The sequence below is a fragment of the Nonomuraea sp. CA-143628 genome, assembly GCF_050942315.1.
Classification (GTDB): domain Bacteria; phylum Actinomycetota; class Actinomycetes; order Streptosporangiales; family Streptosporangiaceae; genus Nonomuraea.
Window position 1 is genome coordinate 5,945,654 of record NZ_CP192072.1, and the last position, 15,751, is coordinate 5,961,404.

Sequence of the window (15,751 nt, forward strand, 5' to 3'; positions counted from 1 at the left end):
CGTATTTTTCCGTCAATAAACCGGAAAAATAGGCTAGACGCGCTCTGCGGGCCGGTCGCGGATCACCTGCTGATTCCGGCGGTCATGCCGTCGACGATGCGGCGGCCCAGCCAGAGGTAGAGCACGATCATGGGGTAGACCAGGATCACGATGCCCGCGAACATGCCGCCCCAGTCGGAGCTGTACTGCATGCTGCTGTACAGACCGAGGAGCGCGGCGGGCAGGTTGCGTTCCTCAGGGAGAGGAGCGATCAGCAGGGCGAGCAGGGTCTCGTTCCACAGGCCCATGACGTTGAGCACGAACACGGTCGTCAAGCCCGGCTTGGCCACGGGCATGATGACCTGAACGAACGCCCGGAGCGGGCCGGCGCCGTCGATCTCGGCCGCCTCCTCGATCTCGTGCGGCAGCGAGCGCATGTACCCGGTGAGCACGAACACCGCGAAGGGCACCGACAGCGCCACCTGGAAGACCAGCAAGGTGATGCGGTTGTCCCACCAGCCGGTGACCCAGTCCTCCATGAAGGTGTAGACCGACAGCTTGATCACCACGATCGGCACCAGGATCGTCTGGATCGGGATGCTCAGCCCTATCGCGAAGTAGTTGATCGCGGGGCCGGCGACGCGCCGGCTTGAGCGTGCCAGCACATAGGCGGCGGGGGCGGACACCGCCACGATCAGCACGGACCCGAGAAGGGTCAGCACCACGCTGTTCATGGCCGCGGCGGAGAATTCCGCCGCCTGCCACGCCGAGCCGAAGTTGTCCCAGCGCAGGGTCTTCGGCAGGCCGAACGGCTCCTGCCACACCTCGCCCGAATCCTTCAGCGACTGGATGCCCACCCACCCGATCAGGGCGAGGTTGAAGGCCACCCAGACCCACAACGCGATCGCCGTGGCCCGGGGCAGCAGGATGTCCCCGATCAGACGTCTCATGACAGCTCCACTCGATCACGTCTGGTGATGCGCCGGGTCAGCACGATCAGTACGGCCGTCACGAGGAGCGTCATCACGCCCATGGCGGCCGCGCTGCCCAGCTCCGGCAGGCCGGCGCCCTTCACCACGATGTACTGCTGCACCGCGATCGTGCGGGCGGGGATCGGCGGCGCGGCAGAAGTGCCCGCGGTGGTGAAGGCCAGCACGATGTCGAAGATCTTCAGGCTGCCGACCACCCAGAGGACGGCGGCCACGGCGAGGACGTCCCAGGTCAACGGCAGCGTGATGTGCCGGAACTGCTCCCATTTGGTGGCCCCGATGAGCTGGGCGTCCTCGTACACGTGTGTCGGGATGGCGTCGGCCGCCGACATCATCAGCGCGACGTAGAAGCCGGTGCTCGACCAGACCAGGCCGCCCACGATGCAGCGGAAGACCATGTCGGGGCCGAGCCAGGGCCGCGGATCCAGGCCGATCCACTCGAGCACGGTGTTGACCGCGCCCTCGGGGTTGAGCAGGAAGCCCACCGCCGCGCCGATCGCGATGATCGAGATCACCATCGGCAGGAAGACGACGGCCCGGATGAAGGCCCGCCCCTTGAGCTGCCTGAGCACGACCATGGCGAGGAAGGTGAAGCCGAAGACCAGGGCGCCGCCGACGGTCGCCATGACGAAGGTGTTGGTGAAGGCCGTGACGAAGACCTCGTTGTGCAGCAGCGCCACGTAGTTGTCCAGCCCGCGCCAGGTCATCTCCGAGCCGGGCCCCGACCATTTGGTGAAGCCGACCCAGATTCCGAACAGCGAGGGCGCGACGAACAGCAAGGTGTAGATCAGGAGCGCGGGCAGCAGAAAGGGCCAGAAGGCCCGTTCATAGGTTTTCATCCAGTCGCCAGGTGCTCGGCTGTGCTCTTCTTGCCCTCGCGGACGAATGTGGTCGCGTCGATCTTGCCGGACAGGAGCTTGTCGCTCAGCGGCAGGAACATGTCGGCCCACCAGGTCTTGTCGGCGCCCGCGTAGTCGTAGCTCAGGTGCGTCTCCTTGGCCTGCAGGACCGCCTTCTGCACGTTGGCCATGTGCGCGGGCGCGGGCACGTCGCCGCGCGAGGAGATGTTCAGCGCCACGGTCGAGAACTGCTCCATGTACTTCTTCTGCAGCGCGAAGGCCAGGAACTTCTTGGCCGTGGCGACGTTCTTGCCCTTGGCGTTCACGCCCCAGCCGAGGGTGCCGACCTCGATGGACTTCTTGCCGCCGGTGGGCACCTGGAACGAGGCGATCTTGAAGCCGGGAGCCAGCTGGGGCTGGACCTCGCCGGCCAGCCAGGTGCCGTTGAGGTTCAGGTCGTACGTGCCCGCCGCCCAGGCGTTCTGCGCGGCGGGGAACTTGGTCGCCATGAAGTCCCGCTGGAAGTAGCCGCCCTTGGCGAGCTGCTCGACCTTCTTCGCCGCGTCGAGCACCTGGGGTTTGTCCCAGTTGGCCGGGTCCTTGGCCAGCTCGGCGAGGCTCCCGGCGCCGTTGGCGCCCACCAGCAGGCTGTAGAACCAGAAGACGTTGTAGAGGGCGATGGTGCCGTCCTGGCCGATCGGGGTGCGGCCGGCCTTCTTGGACTCGTCGAGGAAGGCGATGAACTCCTCCCAGGTCTGCGGGTTCAGCCCGGGGTGCTTGGCCGCGTCGTACCAGATGGCGGTGGAGATGATCGTGTGCGGGATGTAGGCCAGGCCGTTCTTGCCGGAGGAGGCCCGCCGTACCGGCTCGGGGAGCACGTCCTTGACCGTCTCGCCCTCGCCGGGGATCTGCGCGTTCTCCACGTCGTCCATGGGGCCGATGATCTGCTGGGCGGTCAGCGTGTCGATGTCGCCGGTGGTGGTGTCGAACAGGTCGGGGCCTTGGCCGGAGGCCATCTCGGCGTTGAGGTTCTCGTTGCCGGTGCGGCCGACGAACTTCAGGTCGACCTTGGTGCCCGTCTCCTTGGCGAAGTCGTCGAAGATCGTCTTGATGATCTTCGCCTGGGGTTCCGCCGCGCCCCAGGTCGAGCGGTACGACAGTGACTGCTGGGCGGGTTCGCCGCTGTTCTTCTTGCCGCAGGCGGCCAGGCCGAGGGCGCCGATCAGGAGGACGGCCGTCATTTTACGCATGCTGGGGGGCCTTTTCTATCGAGACGACGGTACGGGTGTGCCTGGCCTGTTCCGCGGCCCAGACCACCCGGTGGGTGGCGAGGCTGGCTTGCGCGTCGGTCGAGACCAAGGCCGGGTCGTTGTCGCGGACGGCGGCGAAGAACGCCTTCAGCAGCGCCCCGTCACCCCCTCCGTGCCCGGAGGCGGCCGAGGCGTCCGCTCCGGCGAGGGCGTCGATCACCGACACCTCATTGGTGAGGAAGTCGTGCACGCGCAGCGTCTCGCCGTCGCACTCGATCGAGCCGCGCGTGCCGAAGATCCTGGTCTTCCTGTGCTCGAGCGCGCCGAACGCGGTCACGGTGCAGGTGGCGCTCGTGCCGTCGGCGAACTCCATGATCACCACCTGGCTGTCGACCACGTCGTTGTCGCAGGCGTAGACGCATCTGCCGTACGGGCCCTCACGCAGGGCCGTGAGCACGCCGTCCTCGGTGAAATCCCGGGTGATCGCGCCGAGCGGCCAGATGCGCCGGTTCGGATCGGCGAGGGAGTCCAGGTACAGCCGCTTGGCCGAGTAGGGGCAGGTGGGTTCGAGGGAGCAGTCCAGGCATCGGTCGGCGGCCCCTGCGGGCTTGTTCTCCTTGGTGAAGTGGACCAGCTTGCCGAAGGAGGAGACTCGCTCGGGCACCTCGCCCTTGATGTGCGCGATCCAGTCAAGATCATGGCACGCTTTGGCGAGGAGCATCGGGGCCGACTCGGCCTCGTTCCGCCAGTTCCCCCGCACGAAGGAGTGTGCCTGGTGCCACCAGCCGACCTGCTCCAGATGCTGGATGTTCATGATCTGGCCGATCCGGCCCTCGTCGAGAAGCTCCTTGAGCCTGGTGGTGTAGGGCGCGTAGCGCAGCACATGGCAGACCGCCAGGATCACGCCGTTGCGGTCGGCGGCCGCGGCGATGGCCGCGGCATCCTCCTCTGTCGGCGCCATCGGCTTCTCCAGCAGGATGTGGTAGCCCAGCTCGGCCGCGCGTACGGTCGGTCGGAGGTGCAGGCGGTCCTGTGTGGCCACGATCACCGCGTCGGCCAGCCGCTCTTCGGCCAGCAGGTCTCGCCAGTCGGCGAAGGCGCGCTCGGCCGCGATGCCGTGCTCCGCCGCGAACTCCGCCCGCCTGGCCGGGTCGGGCTCGGCGACGGCCACGACCTCGGCCCACCCGGCTTCGCGCGCCAGCCTCGCGTAACCCGCGCCGCGCAGGCCCGCTCCGATCACGGCAAGAGTGACCATCCACATCCCCTATAGTGAGACTTACTAATGAAGGATGTTTTTATTTCTGCCGCATAGCATCTGTCAAGGGGGCAAGCATGACTATCCGCGGCGGCGACACCTCGCGGCTTCGCCGGATCAATCTCGTGACGACGCTCCGCACGGTCCGGTCGCGGGGGCCGCTCGGACTGACCGACCTCGCAAAGGAGGCCGCGCTGTCCAGGCCGACCGTGGAGGGCCTGGTCGAGGAGCTGCTGGCGGCGGGCTGGCTCAAGGAGCTGCCGCCGGAGAGCGGCCAGATGGGGCGGCCGGCCAGGTTGTTCGCGTTCCACGCGGCGGGCGGTCACGTGCTCGGGATCGACATCGGCTCCTTTACGCTCCGGGTCAGCGTCGCCGATCTGGAGGGCACGGTCGTGGCCGCGCACGACGAGCGGACCACCGCCGCCGCCGGCCGCGCCGAGCGCCTGGCCGGACTCAGGAGGGCGATCGCGGGCGCCCTGGAGGCCGCCGAGCTGACCGCCGACGGCATCGCCGCCGTCTGCGCGGGCACCACCGGTGTGGTGACCCCCGAGGGCGTGGTGAAGCTGTCGGTCGTCCTGCCCGAGTGGACCGGCCTCGATCTGGCGGGTGAGCTGCGGGCGAGCTTCGACTGCCCCGTGCTGGTGGAGAACGACTGCAACCTGGCCGCGCTCGCCGAGCGCTGGCGCGGCCAGGCCCGCAGCGTCGACGACCTGGTGTTCGTGTTGTCCGGCGTGCGCACGAGCGCGGGCATCCTGGTGGACGGCAAACTGCTCAGAGGAGCCAGGGGCGGCGCGGGCGAGATCGGCGCGCTGCCGTTGATCGGCTGGCACCGCGCGCCCGTCCATCTGACCGGTTTCCAGGGCTTGCCGCCCGGCACGGCGCCACAGGACGCCGCCGCCCAGGTCTTCGCCGCGGCCAGGTCCGGCGACTCGGCCGCGCTGTGGGCGGTCGACCAGTACGCGCGCGACCTGGCCGAAGGGATCGCCGCGCTGGTGCTGACCGTGGATCCCGAGCTGGTGGTGATCGGCGGTGGCGTCTCGCGCTCGGGCAACGTGCTGCTCGAGCCGGTGCGCCGGCACCTGGACCCGTTCTGCCTCGAACCTCCCGTGGTGGCGATCTCCGATCTGGGGGAGCAGGCCGCGGTCCTGGGTGCGGTACGGCGCGCGCTCGATCACGTCGACGCCCGCCTCTACGACTTCGACGCACCCCTCCCGAAGCCATCCGCATGACGATCACCGCCCGTCCCCCTGGTTCGGCGACGGGCGGTGATCTGGTGGCTACCCCGTCTTACGCGAAGCCGGCAGGTTGTAGAGCTCCAGCTCATAGACGGCGTACATGCTCCAGCGGGTGTAGTTCGCGTCGTTGATCTTCAGGCGCAGCTTCCTGACGCCTTGCAGGTCGGGAAGATCGGCGGCCGCGTACTCCATGACCCCGTCGTCATCGTCGTGCGTCCACCGGAACGCGGCGCCCCGCACGGCGGTCGTCCAGTCGGTGCCGTTGGCCGAGACCTCGACGTCGACATCGGTCAGGCCCTGTGGAATGCCGCCACGGGTCGCGAGCACGAGCGTGTTGAACGCCTTCGGCTCGTTCCAGTCCAGCACGATCTCGTGCGGGAACGGGTTCGCGTCGGTGTAGCCCATCTTGGCGGCGAACATCGTGCCGTAATCGCCGTCGACCATCTTCTGCGGGCCGTACTGCGCGCCGCCGTCGCCATCGCGGGCCGCCGAAGCGGACACGGCCGAATAGCTGCGGGCGATGTTGGCGTCCGCCGTGTTCACCGCGCCCTTCACGAGGGTGAGCGCATAGGTCTTCGCGGTCTTGCCATCGCTCGCCAGCGTGCGGATCTCGACCTTGTTCTTGCCGTTCGCCACGTTGACGTCGACGCTCGCGCCATTGGCGACGGGGCTGCCGTCGACGGTCATCGTGCCGCCGGCGTCGGTCAGCGCCGGGGTCAGGCCGACGGTGCTCTTCCCCTCGTTGACGAGCAGCGTGTAGTCACCGCGATATCCCTCGAAGGAGAATTCCGAGACGTTGGTGAGCTTGAGATCCTTCAACGTCGCGTCGAAGTGCCGCTGCCCAGGTGCGAGTCGCACCCGGAATCCGTCGAACCGCACCTCCCTGTTCTCCAGGTTGGTGATCTGTATCCGGTGCCTGCCTGGTGTCAGCCCGGTCTTTCGATAGGCGGTGAAGCGGTCGTACTGGACCGCCTCATAGAGATCGAGCACTGTCCCCGGCCCGCCGTCGACCGACACGGACACCTTTCCGGTCGTCGTGTTCTTCTCGAAGAACGCGTCGATACCGGTGCCCTCGAACTCGTAGGTCGCCTTGTCACCGGCGCTCTTGCCGATGTGCACGCTGCCGAGGTACGCGGACTGCCGCTGCCGGGGCGCCCAGCCGGCGGAGTAGCCGACGCTGTTGTCGGTGTTGTCGACCAGGAAGGTGTTCGGGACGTCCTGGCCCTCATAGGGGCTGGTCGGCTGGGGAATGGCGCCGACAGGATCGCCCGCGGCCGCCCGCACGAGGTAGCCGTGCAGAGCGTCGAGATAGGCCGGGTCGAGTGTGTAGCGCCGCGGGTCCTCGGGGCTGATCGCGCTGTCGACGATCCGCTTCGCCAGAGCCGGGTCGCGCTTCTTCAGGATGTAGAGCAGCTCGTAGTCCTCCAGACCATCGCGATGCGCCTCGAAACGCAGGCTGCTCTTCACCGTCAGGTTGGCCTTGTCGGGATAGACGATGTAGGAGTCGCCCTTCCAGGGACCCACGTACCACGCGTTCCACGCCCAGTGCAGATGACCCTGCACGCCCTCGCGCTCGAGGTCCCAGAACAGCATCCGGCCGGTCATCGTCGGCTGCGTCCAGAAGCGGTTGAGCCACGGGGGAGTGTTGACCTCACACGTGTAGACCCACAGGTCCTGACCCGCGGCCTGTTGCGCCTGGTAACCGGCCTTCTTGCGCTCGAACGCCGGCGTCAGCGGAACCCAGGTGTCGACATAGGGCTTGGTCTTGTCGTCGAGCAGGATGCCATCGGGATCGGCGTCCATGGTGCGGAAATCGGCGCCGATGTCGGCATTGATCTGCTTGATCTTGCGCGCGACATAGGTCCAGAGGTTGCGCTGGTCGGCGGTGATGGGCTCGTCGCGGATGTGCTGGTACCACGTCAGGCCGTTCGTCCAGCCCTTGCTCTTGAGGTGCTGGTGCAGTGCGGTCAGATAGTTGGTCAGGAAGGCGTCGGTGACCGGCAGGCTGTCCGGCAGCTTGGCGTTCCAGCTGTCGTCGGGCTTCTCGTTGTCCGGCATCTTGTTCAGCGCGTGAACGAGATGCTGGTTGGCGAAGTTGGTGATCCCGTGCCGCTTGAACGTCTCGACGTAGCGGTCGAAGTTCGTCCAGTCGATGTCGCCCGGAATCCCCTTGACGAAGTCCGACAGCTCCGTGCCGGTGGACTGCAGGAACAGGTCAGTGCGGAGCCAGACCATGTTGGTGCGATATTCGGCGAGCTTGCGGGCGAACTCGTCCATGAGGCGGAACCACGCGTCGCTGTAGGTCTCGACGCCGTAGTAGTACTTGCCGACGTCATAGGCCTGGCCGGCCGCACCGTTCCAGCTGAAGCCGTCCCAGGTGAAACCGTTCGTCATCGTCCATTGGTAGTTGGTGAACGGTGACTTGTCGATCGTGGGGACCTCGACGGCGTGCACGCTGAACGTGATCGGGACCGGGTAGTCGCCCCGGGTCGTCTCGACCGTCGCCGTTCCTCGATAGGTGCCGGGTGCCGTGCCGCGTGGCACGAACCCGGTGACGAAGACCGGCTGAGTCTGGCCGGCCTCGACCCAGGTCTCCTGGTCGTTGGAGAGCGGGTCCGGCATGGCCGACTCGGGATAGAGCGGGTCGCTCTCACGGTCGGGGAAGAACGGGTTCGCCGCGACCTTGCTGTCGTCCTTGTAGGCGACGAAGTGGTAGCTCAGGTTGGCTCCCGCGATCGGCCGCCTGCCGCCCGAGGTCAGGTCGCCGAATCGGACGCGCTTGATGCGCAGGCGCTCTTTCGCGCGTACGGCGATCTGCGCGCTCTCGTACTCACCGCGGGCGGCTACGAGGCTGATGGAGGTGCTCGGACTCTGCGGGAGAGTCGTCGTGCGGTAGACGGTCTTCTGCGGGCTCTCGACCCATAGCTGTGCGGCCTTCGGACCAGCCATGGCAGCTGGAACGAAGGGTGCGAATGGGGCGAGCAGCAGGGTAGCGAAGAGTAAGGGGATGGCTCGACGTCGCATGGCCACTTATCATGGGTTCTTGTGTAAGTCTGGGTCAAGAGGGTGAAATGCGAAAAATCTCCCCCGGCATGGGGTTCGGCGTCCTCCGTCCGGATAGCCAGGAGTTGGGGGATGCGAATGTGGGAACGCGATCGGGAATGGCACTGTGTCGAGAGCCTGCTGCGCACGATAGAGGGTGGCGCGGCCGGGACGCTGCTGGTGGACGGCGAACCCGGGGCAGGCCGGACCCGCCTGCTCACCGAAGCCGCCCGCGCCGCGGGCGAGCGCCACATCAGCGTGCTCCAGGGCGGCCCAGGGGAGCTGGGCGAGCTGATCCCCTGCGGAATGCTGTACCAGGCTCTCGACCTGCGCTTCGAGCCCGCCGCCTGCGGTGATCCGGGCGACTCGCGGGCGCGTACCCTCGAACGCCTGAGATCCGGCCTCGAGGAACGGGCCACGGGACCGGTGCTGGTCGTACTCGACGACCTGCACTGGGCGGACCCGATGACGCTGATGGTGCTGCGCGCCCTGCACCACGTGCTCGCGTCCCGGCCCATCGGCTGGCTGCTGAGCCGATCCACCGCCGTGGAACAGGGCCAGGCCGCTTTCCTGTTCGACCTCCTGGAGCGAGAAGGGGCCGCCAGGGTCGAGCTCACGCCGCTCTCGCCGGAGGCGGTCGCCGGGCTGATGACGGAGACACTCGGGGCGCCACCCGAGCCGGCCCTGCTGGCACTGGCGGGCGGCGCCGGCGGCAACCCGCTGCTGATCAGCGAGCTGCTCGCCGGTCTCCGGGACGAAGGGCGGCTGGGAGCCGGAACCGTCCTGCCGCATGGGTACGTTCCCCACCGGCTGCGGATGGTCGTCCGCCACTGGATCGACCCCCTCAGCGCAGGTGCCAGGAATCTGGTGGAGACCGTCGCCGTGCTGGGCCGGTCCTTCTCGCCGGAACAGGCCGTGTCACTGCTGGGCACCACACCGGCCGCCCTGCTTCCGCTGGTCGAGGAGTGCATGGCGGCAGGCATCCTTGCCGCCACCCCGCAGGGCCTCACCTTCCGGCACGAACTGGTCAGGTTCGTGGTCGCCACGCGGGTCCCGCTACCGGTACGGCACGCGCTGCTGGACCAACTCGGCGTCCGCACCCACGCCGAACCGGCGAGCCGGCCACCGGACGTCTACCTCGAACCGGCGAGCCGGCCACCGGACGGCTACGCCGGGCCGACAAGTCAGCCACCGGACATCTCCCGCCTCGGCTCCGGCCATAGCCCCGGCCCCGATCCGCGCCACAGCCCCGGCCACCTGGTCGCCCTCATTGACACGGCGATCGCCTGGGGGCGGTTGCAGGAGGCCGAGCAGTTGGTCAACGGGGGCCTGGCCGATCGCGACCCGGCGGACGACACGGCCGAACTGCGCTGCCTCCTGTCGGACATCATGTATCTGACCGGCCGAATCGAGGACGCCCTGCGGCAGGCCGAGACGGTGCTGGCCGTGCCCGACCTGCCCGGCCACGTGCGCGATCGGGCGGTCCTGGTCAGGCTGTACGCCCTGACGCGCCTGCGGGATTCGGGCACGTCCGCCCGGGAGTACGCGTGCGAGATCCTGGACGGCGGCACCCGGTACGGTCCGTCGGCCCAGGTCGCGGCCCTGGTGGCGCTCGCGGTCACCGAGTGGGAAGAGGGCCGCCTCTCCGAGGCGCTGGCGTTCGCCGAGGACGCCCGGCGACTGGCCGGGACGGACGAGCCGCCCGCGCATCGCTATGACCCTGTGCACCGCTACGACCAGCTGCTCGTCTCCGCCGCGCTGCTCATAGACATCCACCGGCTCGACGAGGCCCGCGCGATCCTCCGGGAGGCTCGTGCGGACATGTCCGCCGACGGCCAGCTGCCCTGGACCGCGGACGCCTCCGCTCTGGAGGCGCGGGCCGAGCTCGCCGCGGGCCGTTTCGCCGATGCCGTCACCGAGGCGGAGAGAGCCCTGGACCTGGCCACCGGCTTGGGCACCCCGCTGCCCGCCATGGTGGCCAACGCCGTCCTCGCCACCGTCGCGCTGCGTCGCGGCGACCTGCGCGCGGCGTCGCGGTACGTCGCGGAGGGAGCAGGCGGTCCACTCGACGGCCATCCACGGCACACCCTCCTGACGGCACAGGTCGCCGAGGTACGCGACGGACCGCTGAGCGCGATGACGCTGCTCACGGCCCTTCCCGCCCCGCTCGGGCTCGCGGACTTCCCCGCACCACTCGGGCGGCTGCGTTCGATGCTCGCCGTGGAACCCACGGCGGGCGCGTGGATGGTCCGCGTCGCCCTCGCCGCCGACGACCGTCCGGCGGCCGAGGCGGTCGTGGCCATCGTGGAGGCGCTCAGCAAGGGCAACCCGGAGTTCGCCGCGCTGGTCGCCTCGGCCGCGCACGCCCGTGGTCTGCTCGACGGCGACTGCGACGCCCTCGCCCGGGCCGCCGAGCGGACGGACGACACGTGGGCGCGGGCCTCGGCCGTGGAGGACCTCGGCATGGCGCTCGTCGCGGCCGGACGGCATGAGGAAGCGGCCGGCAGCCTGGATCGCGCCCTCGAGATCTACCAGGACCTCGGCTCCGTCAGGGATTCGGCGCGCGTCCGCAAGCGGCTGCGTGGCATGGGCGTCCGTCACCGCCACTGGAGCTACGCCGAGCGGCCGGTCTCCGGCTGGGACAGCCTCACCGAGACCGAGCGGAACATCTCGCTGCTCGTGGCCGACGGATGGACCAACCGGCGGATCGCCGAGCAGACCTTCATCAGCGTGCACACGGTGGCCTTCCACCTGCGGCACGTCTACCGCAAGCTGCAGATCAACTCCCGCATCGAGCTCGTCCGTCTCGTGGTTTCGCAGGGAAGGGTCGAGTCCGGCCCGTCCGGTGTGGCGGGAGCCTGAGCGGACCCGCCTGTATGACCAAACAGACGGTGATGACTACACATCTGGGGGATGTGGCGGCTGGATGCCGGGAGAAGCCTCGAAAGCGTACGCGACTCGAAGGTGTGACGCACCCGAAAGCGTACGCAGAGGTATCCCGCCTGAAAGCGAGGAGGAGCCGTGTCTCTAGCATCTCCGGGCCCGATCACCGCGAACCGGGTCCCGGTCGCCAGTTATCCGACGTACGCCGAGGCCGAGAAGGCCGTCGACTTCCTGTCCGACCACGGGTTCCCAGTACAGGGCACGCTCATCGTAGGCGTGGGACTGCGCTCGATCGAGCGGGTGGTCTCGCGCATGACGTACCTGCGCGCCGCCGGATTGGGCGCCTTGTCCGGGGCCTGGTTCGGTGTGCTCATCGGCCTGTTCCTGGGGATCTTTTTCGCGCCCAGGCCCTCGGCCATGGTCGGCCTGCTGCTGTGGGGCCTGTTGTGGGGGCTGATCGCCGGAGCGATCTACGGCCTGATCTCGCACGCGGTGCACGGCGGCCGCCGGGACTTCGTCTCGGAGAGCGGGCTGGTAGCCGACAAGTACGACGTTCTCGTCGAATCCGAACACTTGGCCAGGGCCCAGGAACTGCTCGGCAAGACAAGCGGCTAGGGGGAGCTCGCCATGGCGAAAGCAGTCGGTATCGATCTCGGTACGACCAACTCGGTGATCGCCGCCACGGAGGACGGTCAGCCCACGGTCATTCCCAACGCGGAGGGGTCACGGACGACACCGTCGGTGGTGGCGTTCACCGACCAGGGCGAGCGGCTGGTCGGCCAGCTGGCCCGCCGGCAGGCCATACTCAACCCTAAGGGGACGATCTACTCCGCCAAGCGGTTCATCGGCCGCCGCTACAACGAGGTCGAGAGTGAGATCCACGCGGTCTCCTTCGACGTGGTGGAAGGGCCGGACGGATCGGTACGCTTCCAGGTCGGCGACAAGCAGTACGCGCCGGAGGAGGTCTCGGCCCTCGTGCTGAGGAAGCTGGCCGCCGACGCGGCGAAGTACCTCGGCGAGAAGGTGACCGAGGCCGTCATCACCGTCCCGGCCTACTTCAACGACGCCCAGCGCCAGGCGACCAAGGACGCGGGCCGCATCGCCGGGCTGGAAGTCCTGCGGATCATCAACGAGCCGACCGCCGCCGCGCTGGCCTACGGGCTGGACAAGAAGTCCAACGAGACCGTGCTGGTCTTCGACCTGGGCGGCGGCACCTTCGACGTCAGCATCCTGGACATCGGTGAGGGGGTCGTCGAGGTACGTTCGACCTCCGGCGACGGGCACCTCGGCGGCGACGACTTCGACCGGCGGATCGTCGACTACCTGGCCGACGAGTTCCAGAAGGACCAGGGCATCGACCTGCGCCGCGACCCGCAGGCCCTGCAGCGGCTGTTCGAGGCGGCGGAGAAGGCCAAGGTCGAGCTGTCGGCGGTGACCCAGACTACGATCAGCCTGCCGTTCATCACGGCGGACGCCTCGGGGCCGAAGCACCTCAACACCACGCTCATGCGCTCCACGTTCGAGCAGATCACCGCCGACCTGGTCGAGCGCTGTGTCCATCCCGTGGAGCAGGCGATGGAGGACGCCAAGCTCAGGCCGTCGGACATCGACGAGGTGATCCTCGTCGGCGGGTCGACCCGCATGCCCGCCGTGCAGAACCTCGTACGCAGGCTCACCGGCGGCAAGGACCCCAACATGACGGTGAACCCGGACGAGGTCGTGGCCATCGGCGCGGCGATCCAGGCCGGCATCCTCAAGGGTGAGGTCGAGGACGTCGTCCTGCTCGACGTCACACCCCTGTCGCTGGGCGTCGAGACGCTCGGCGGCGTCATGACCAAGGTCATCGAACGCAACACCACGATCCCGGCCCGCCGTACCGAGACCTTCAGCACGGCCGACGACAACCAGAGCGCCGTCGACATCGTGATCCTGCAAGGGGAGCGGGAACGCGCGGCCGACAACCGGGTGCTCGGGCGCTTCCGGCTGGAGAACATCCGCCCCGCGTCCCGGGGAGAGCCGCAGATCGAGGTCACCTTCGACATCGACGCCAACGGCATCCTCAACGTCACCGCCCGCGACAAGGACACCGCTGCCGAGCAACGGATCACCATCACCGAGAGCTCCAACCTGGACAAGCAGGACATCGAGCGGATGGTCGCCGAAGCCGAGCAGCACCGCACCGAGGACGCTCGGCTCCGGGAGGCGATCGACGCCCGCAACGAGCTGGACTCGGTCGCCTACCAGGTGGAACGCCGCCTGCAGGAGCTCGGCGACGGTGTCCCCGTCCACGAGAAGGCGCGTGCGGAGCAACTCGTCCAGGACGCCCGGCAGGCGGTCAAGGAGGAGGCGCCGCTCGACCGGCTGCGCGGCCTCAGCGGCGAACTCCAGCAGGTCTACCACGGGCTCGCGGTCAGCGGGCAGGCCGTACCGCCCCAGGGCAGGACGGAGGCCGCTTCCGGCCGCGACGAGGACGTGATCGACGCTGAGTTCACCACATCCGACTCGGAGTGACATGAACGGCCACGAAGACCGGACGGACCAGGCCGTTGCCTCCGCGGAGACCGACGCCTCCGCGGAGACCGACGCCTCTGCGGAGACCGACGCCTCTGCGGAGACCGACGCGAAGCTGGCCGAGCTGGAGAACCGCTGGCTGCGTTCGGTCGCCGAACTGGACAACGTCCGCAAACGCATCGCCCGCGACGCCGAACGGCTGCGGGCCGAGGAGCGGGACAGGGTGGCGGCCGAGTGGTTGCCCGTCCTGGACAACCTGGAGCTCGCCCTGGGCCACGCGGCCGGTCAGAAAGGCGAGGCGCAAGCCATCGCGGAGGGGGTGCGGGCCGTACGGGACCAGGCCCTGGCGGTGCTGTCCCGCCTCGGGTACGCCCGCCACGACGAGAGCGACGTGCCCTTCGACCCGGTCCACCACGAGGCGGTGGCCACCGTCGAACGAGATGACGTCGCGCCCGGCACCGTCGTCGAGGTGGTGCGTCCCGGCTATGGCGACGGTCAGCGGCAGCTGCGGCCCGCGGTGGTGGTCGTGTCGAAGAAGGCGGAGTGATGGTCGTCCGGCGGGACTTCTACGAAGTGCTGGGTGTCGACCGGAAGGCCGACCAGGACGAGATCCAGCGGGCCTACCGCAAGCTCGTACGCGCCAACCATCCCGACGTCAACAAGGATCCCGGGGCGGAGGACCGGTTCAAGGAGATCTCGGAGGCGTACTCCGTACTGTCCGACCCCCAGACGCGCCGCAGATACGACGCGTTCGGTCCTGATTTCCGCCAGGTGCCGCCCGACGTGGACCCCGAGCAGTACGCCCGCGCCCGGGGCGGCCGTCAGTGGCGTCCGGCGGGGGGAGAGGGCTTCGAGGGCGGCATCGACATCGAGGACCTGCTCGGCGGCATGTTCGGCGGGCGCGGGCGGAGTTGGGGGCCGGTGCCCGGCGCCGACCAGGAGGCCGAGCTGACGCTGACGGTCGAGGAGGCGTACAAGGGCGGGCGCCGCTCCATCACGCTGCCCGGCGGCCGGCGGCTGGACGTCACGATCCCCCCGGGCGTCACGAACGGCCGGCGCGTCAGGCTCGCCGGTGAGGGCGGCCACGGAAGCGGCGACGCGCAGCGGGGCGATCTCTTCCTCATCGTCCGGATCACCGACCATCCCCGTTACCGCGTCGAGGGACGCGACATCCATGCCGTACTCCCGCTGGCGCCCTGGGAGGCAGCGCTGGGTGCCACGGTCGCCATCGACACGCCGGGCGGCGAGGCGAAGCTCAAGGTGCCGCCGGGCACCTCGACCGGGCGCCGTCTGCGGCTGCGCGGGCGCGGCATGCCCGACCCGCGTGGCGGTGGCGTGGGCGACTTCTTCGCCGAGGTCCGCGTCATGGTGCCGCCCCGGCTCACCGAGGAGGAGCGGCGGCTGTTCGAGCAGCTCGCCGCCGTCTCGGCCTTCGACCCGAGGGGGCGTTCATGACCTACGCGCTCGTACGGCCGGCGCGCCTGGACCTGAACTCCTACGCGCGCGCCACCGGCCTGCACCCGGAGGCCGTCCGGCGGCTCGTGGCGCTCGGCCTGCTCGAACCGGTCAGGGACGCCAGGGGAGAGCTGTGCTTCTCACCCGCCCAGGTGGCCGTGGCCGCCCGGATCCAGCGGCTGCACCACGGCCTGTCGATCAACTACGCCGCCATCGGCCTGGTGATCGACCTGCTCGACCGGATCGAGGAGCTGGAAGCAGACCTGCGGCGCTTGTCTGAACGACACTAAGGGGGCAGGAGTGGACCCGAACC

At 68.9% G+C, this 15,751-nt stretch carries 12 protein-coding genes; 7 read left to right on the forward strand and 5 right to left on the reverse strand.

Features of this window, described 5'->3' with window-relative positions; all coding sequences use genetic code 11:
- Positions 1–62: 62 nt before the first annotated feature.
- From ACQP2T_RS27155 to ACQP2T_RS27170, 4 genes are read right to left on the reverse strand one after another with little or no spacing between them, the layout of a single operon-like run.
- Positions 63–929: a carbohydrate ABC transporter permease gene (locus tag ACQP2T_RS27155; RefSeq protein ID WP_433518863.1), complete on the reverse strand. Its 867-nt coding sequence runs from the start codon at positions 927–929 to the stop codon at positions 63–65.
- Positions 926–1,807: a carbohydrate ABC transporter permease gene (locus ACQP2T_RS27160; protein WP_433518864.1), complete on the reverse strand. Its 882-nt coding sequence runs from the start codon at positions 1,805–1,807 to the stop codon at positions 926–928. Before ACQP2T_RS27160 ends, ACQP2T_RS27155 begins: the two co-directional genes overlap by 4 nt.
- Positions 1,804–3,048, reverse strand: coding sequence for an ABC transporter substrate-binding protein (locus tag ACQP2T_RS27165; protein WP_433518865.1), 1,245 nt, complete (start codon positions 3,046–3,048; stop codon positions 1,804–1,806). Before ACQP2T_RS27165 ends, ACQP2T_RS27160 begins: the two co-directional genes overlap by 4 nt.
- A 1-nt stretch (position 3,049) precedes the next feature.
- Complete coding sequence (locus tag ACQP2T_RS27170; protein ID WP_433518866.1) at positions 3,050–4,312, reverse strand: Gfo/Idh/MocA family protein; 1,263 nt, start codon at positions 4,310–4,312, stop codon at positions 3,050–3,052.
- 77 nt (positions 4,313–4,389) lie between these two features.
- Here ACQP2T_RS27170 and ACQP2T_RS27175 point away from each other — a divergent pair, with 77 nt between their 5' ends.
- Positions 4,390–5,541 (forward strand): ROK family protein, encoded by a 1,152-nt coding sequence (locus tag ACQP2T_RS27175; RefSeq protein WP_433518867.1) that lies wholly within the window; start codon positions 4,390–4,392, stop codon positions 5,539–5,541.
- A gap of 48 nt (positions 5,542–5,589) precedes the next feature.
- On the opposite strand, the gene ACQP2T_RS27180 is transcribed toward ACQP2T_RS27175, so the two are convergent.
- The gene (locus ACQP2T_RS27180) at positions 5,590–8,496 is read right to left on the reverse strand and encodes a glycoside hydrolase domain-containing protein (protein WP_433518868.1); all 2,907 of its coding nucleotides are present in this window, start codon (positions 8,494–8,496) and stop codon (positions 5,590–5,592) included.
- 186 nt (positions 8,497–8,682) lie between these two features.
- Between ACQP2T_RS27180 and ACQP2T_RS27185 the strand changes: the two genes are divergently transcribed.
- The 6 genes from ACQP2T_RS27185 to ACQP2T_RS27210 all read left to right on the forward strand — a co-directional run bounded on the left by ACQP2T_RS27185 (position 8,683) and on the right by ACQP2T_RS27210 (position 15,728).
- Positions 8,683–11,451 carry an AAA family ATPase gene (locus ACQP2T_RS27185; RefSeq protein WP_433518869.1) on the forward strand — a complete coding sequence of 923 codons (2,769 nt, stop codon included), beginning with the start codon at positions 8,683–8,685 and terminating at the stop codon, positions 11,449–11,451.
- A 159-nt stretch (positions 11,452–11,610) separates the two neighbouring features.
- Positions 11,611–12,087, forward strand: coding sequence for a general stress protein (locus tag ACQP2T_RS27190; RefSeq protein ID WP_433518870.1), 477 nt, complete (start codon positions 11,611–11,613; stop codon positions 12,085–12,087).
- Between the two features lie 12 nt (positions 12,088–12,099).
- On the forward strand, positions 12,100–13,983 hold the full coding sequence (gene dnaK, locus ACQP2T_RS27195) for a molecular chaperone DnaK (protein ID WP_433518871.1): 1,884 nt from the start codon (positions 12,100–12,102) through the stop codon (positions 13,981–13,983).
- Position 13,984: 1 nt separating this feature from the next.
- Entirely contained in the window at positions 13,985–14,530 is a 546-nt protein-coding gene (locus ACQP2T_RS27200) for a nucleotide exchange factor GrpE (RefSeq protein ID WP_433518872.1), read from the forward strand.
- Positions 14,530–15,438: a DnaJ C-terminal domain-containing protein gene (locus tag ACQP2T_RS27205; RefSeq protein ID WP_433518873.1), complete on the forward strand. Its 909-nt coding sequence runs from the start codon at positions 14,530–14,532 to the stop codon at positions 15,436–15,438. The genes ACQP2T_RS27200 and ACQP2T_RS27205 overlap by 1 nt, the downstream gene beginning before the upstream one ends.
- Positions 15,435–15,728 (forward strand): chaperone modulator CbpM, encoded by a 294-nt coding sequence (locus ACQP2T_RS27210; RefSeq protein WP_433518874.1) that lies wholly within the window; start codon positions 15,435–15,437, stop codon positions 15,726–15,728. Before ACQP2T_RS27205 ends, ACQP2T_RS27210 begins: the two co-directional genes overlap by 4 nt.
- The last annotated feature ends 23 nt before the right edge of the window (positions 15,729–15,751 follow it).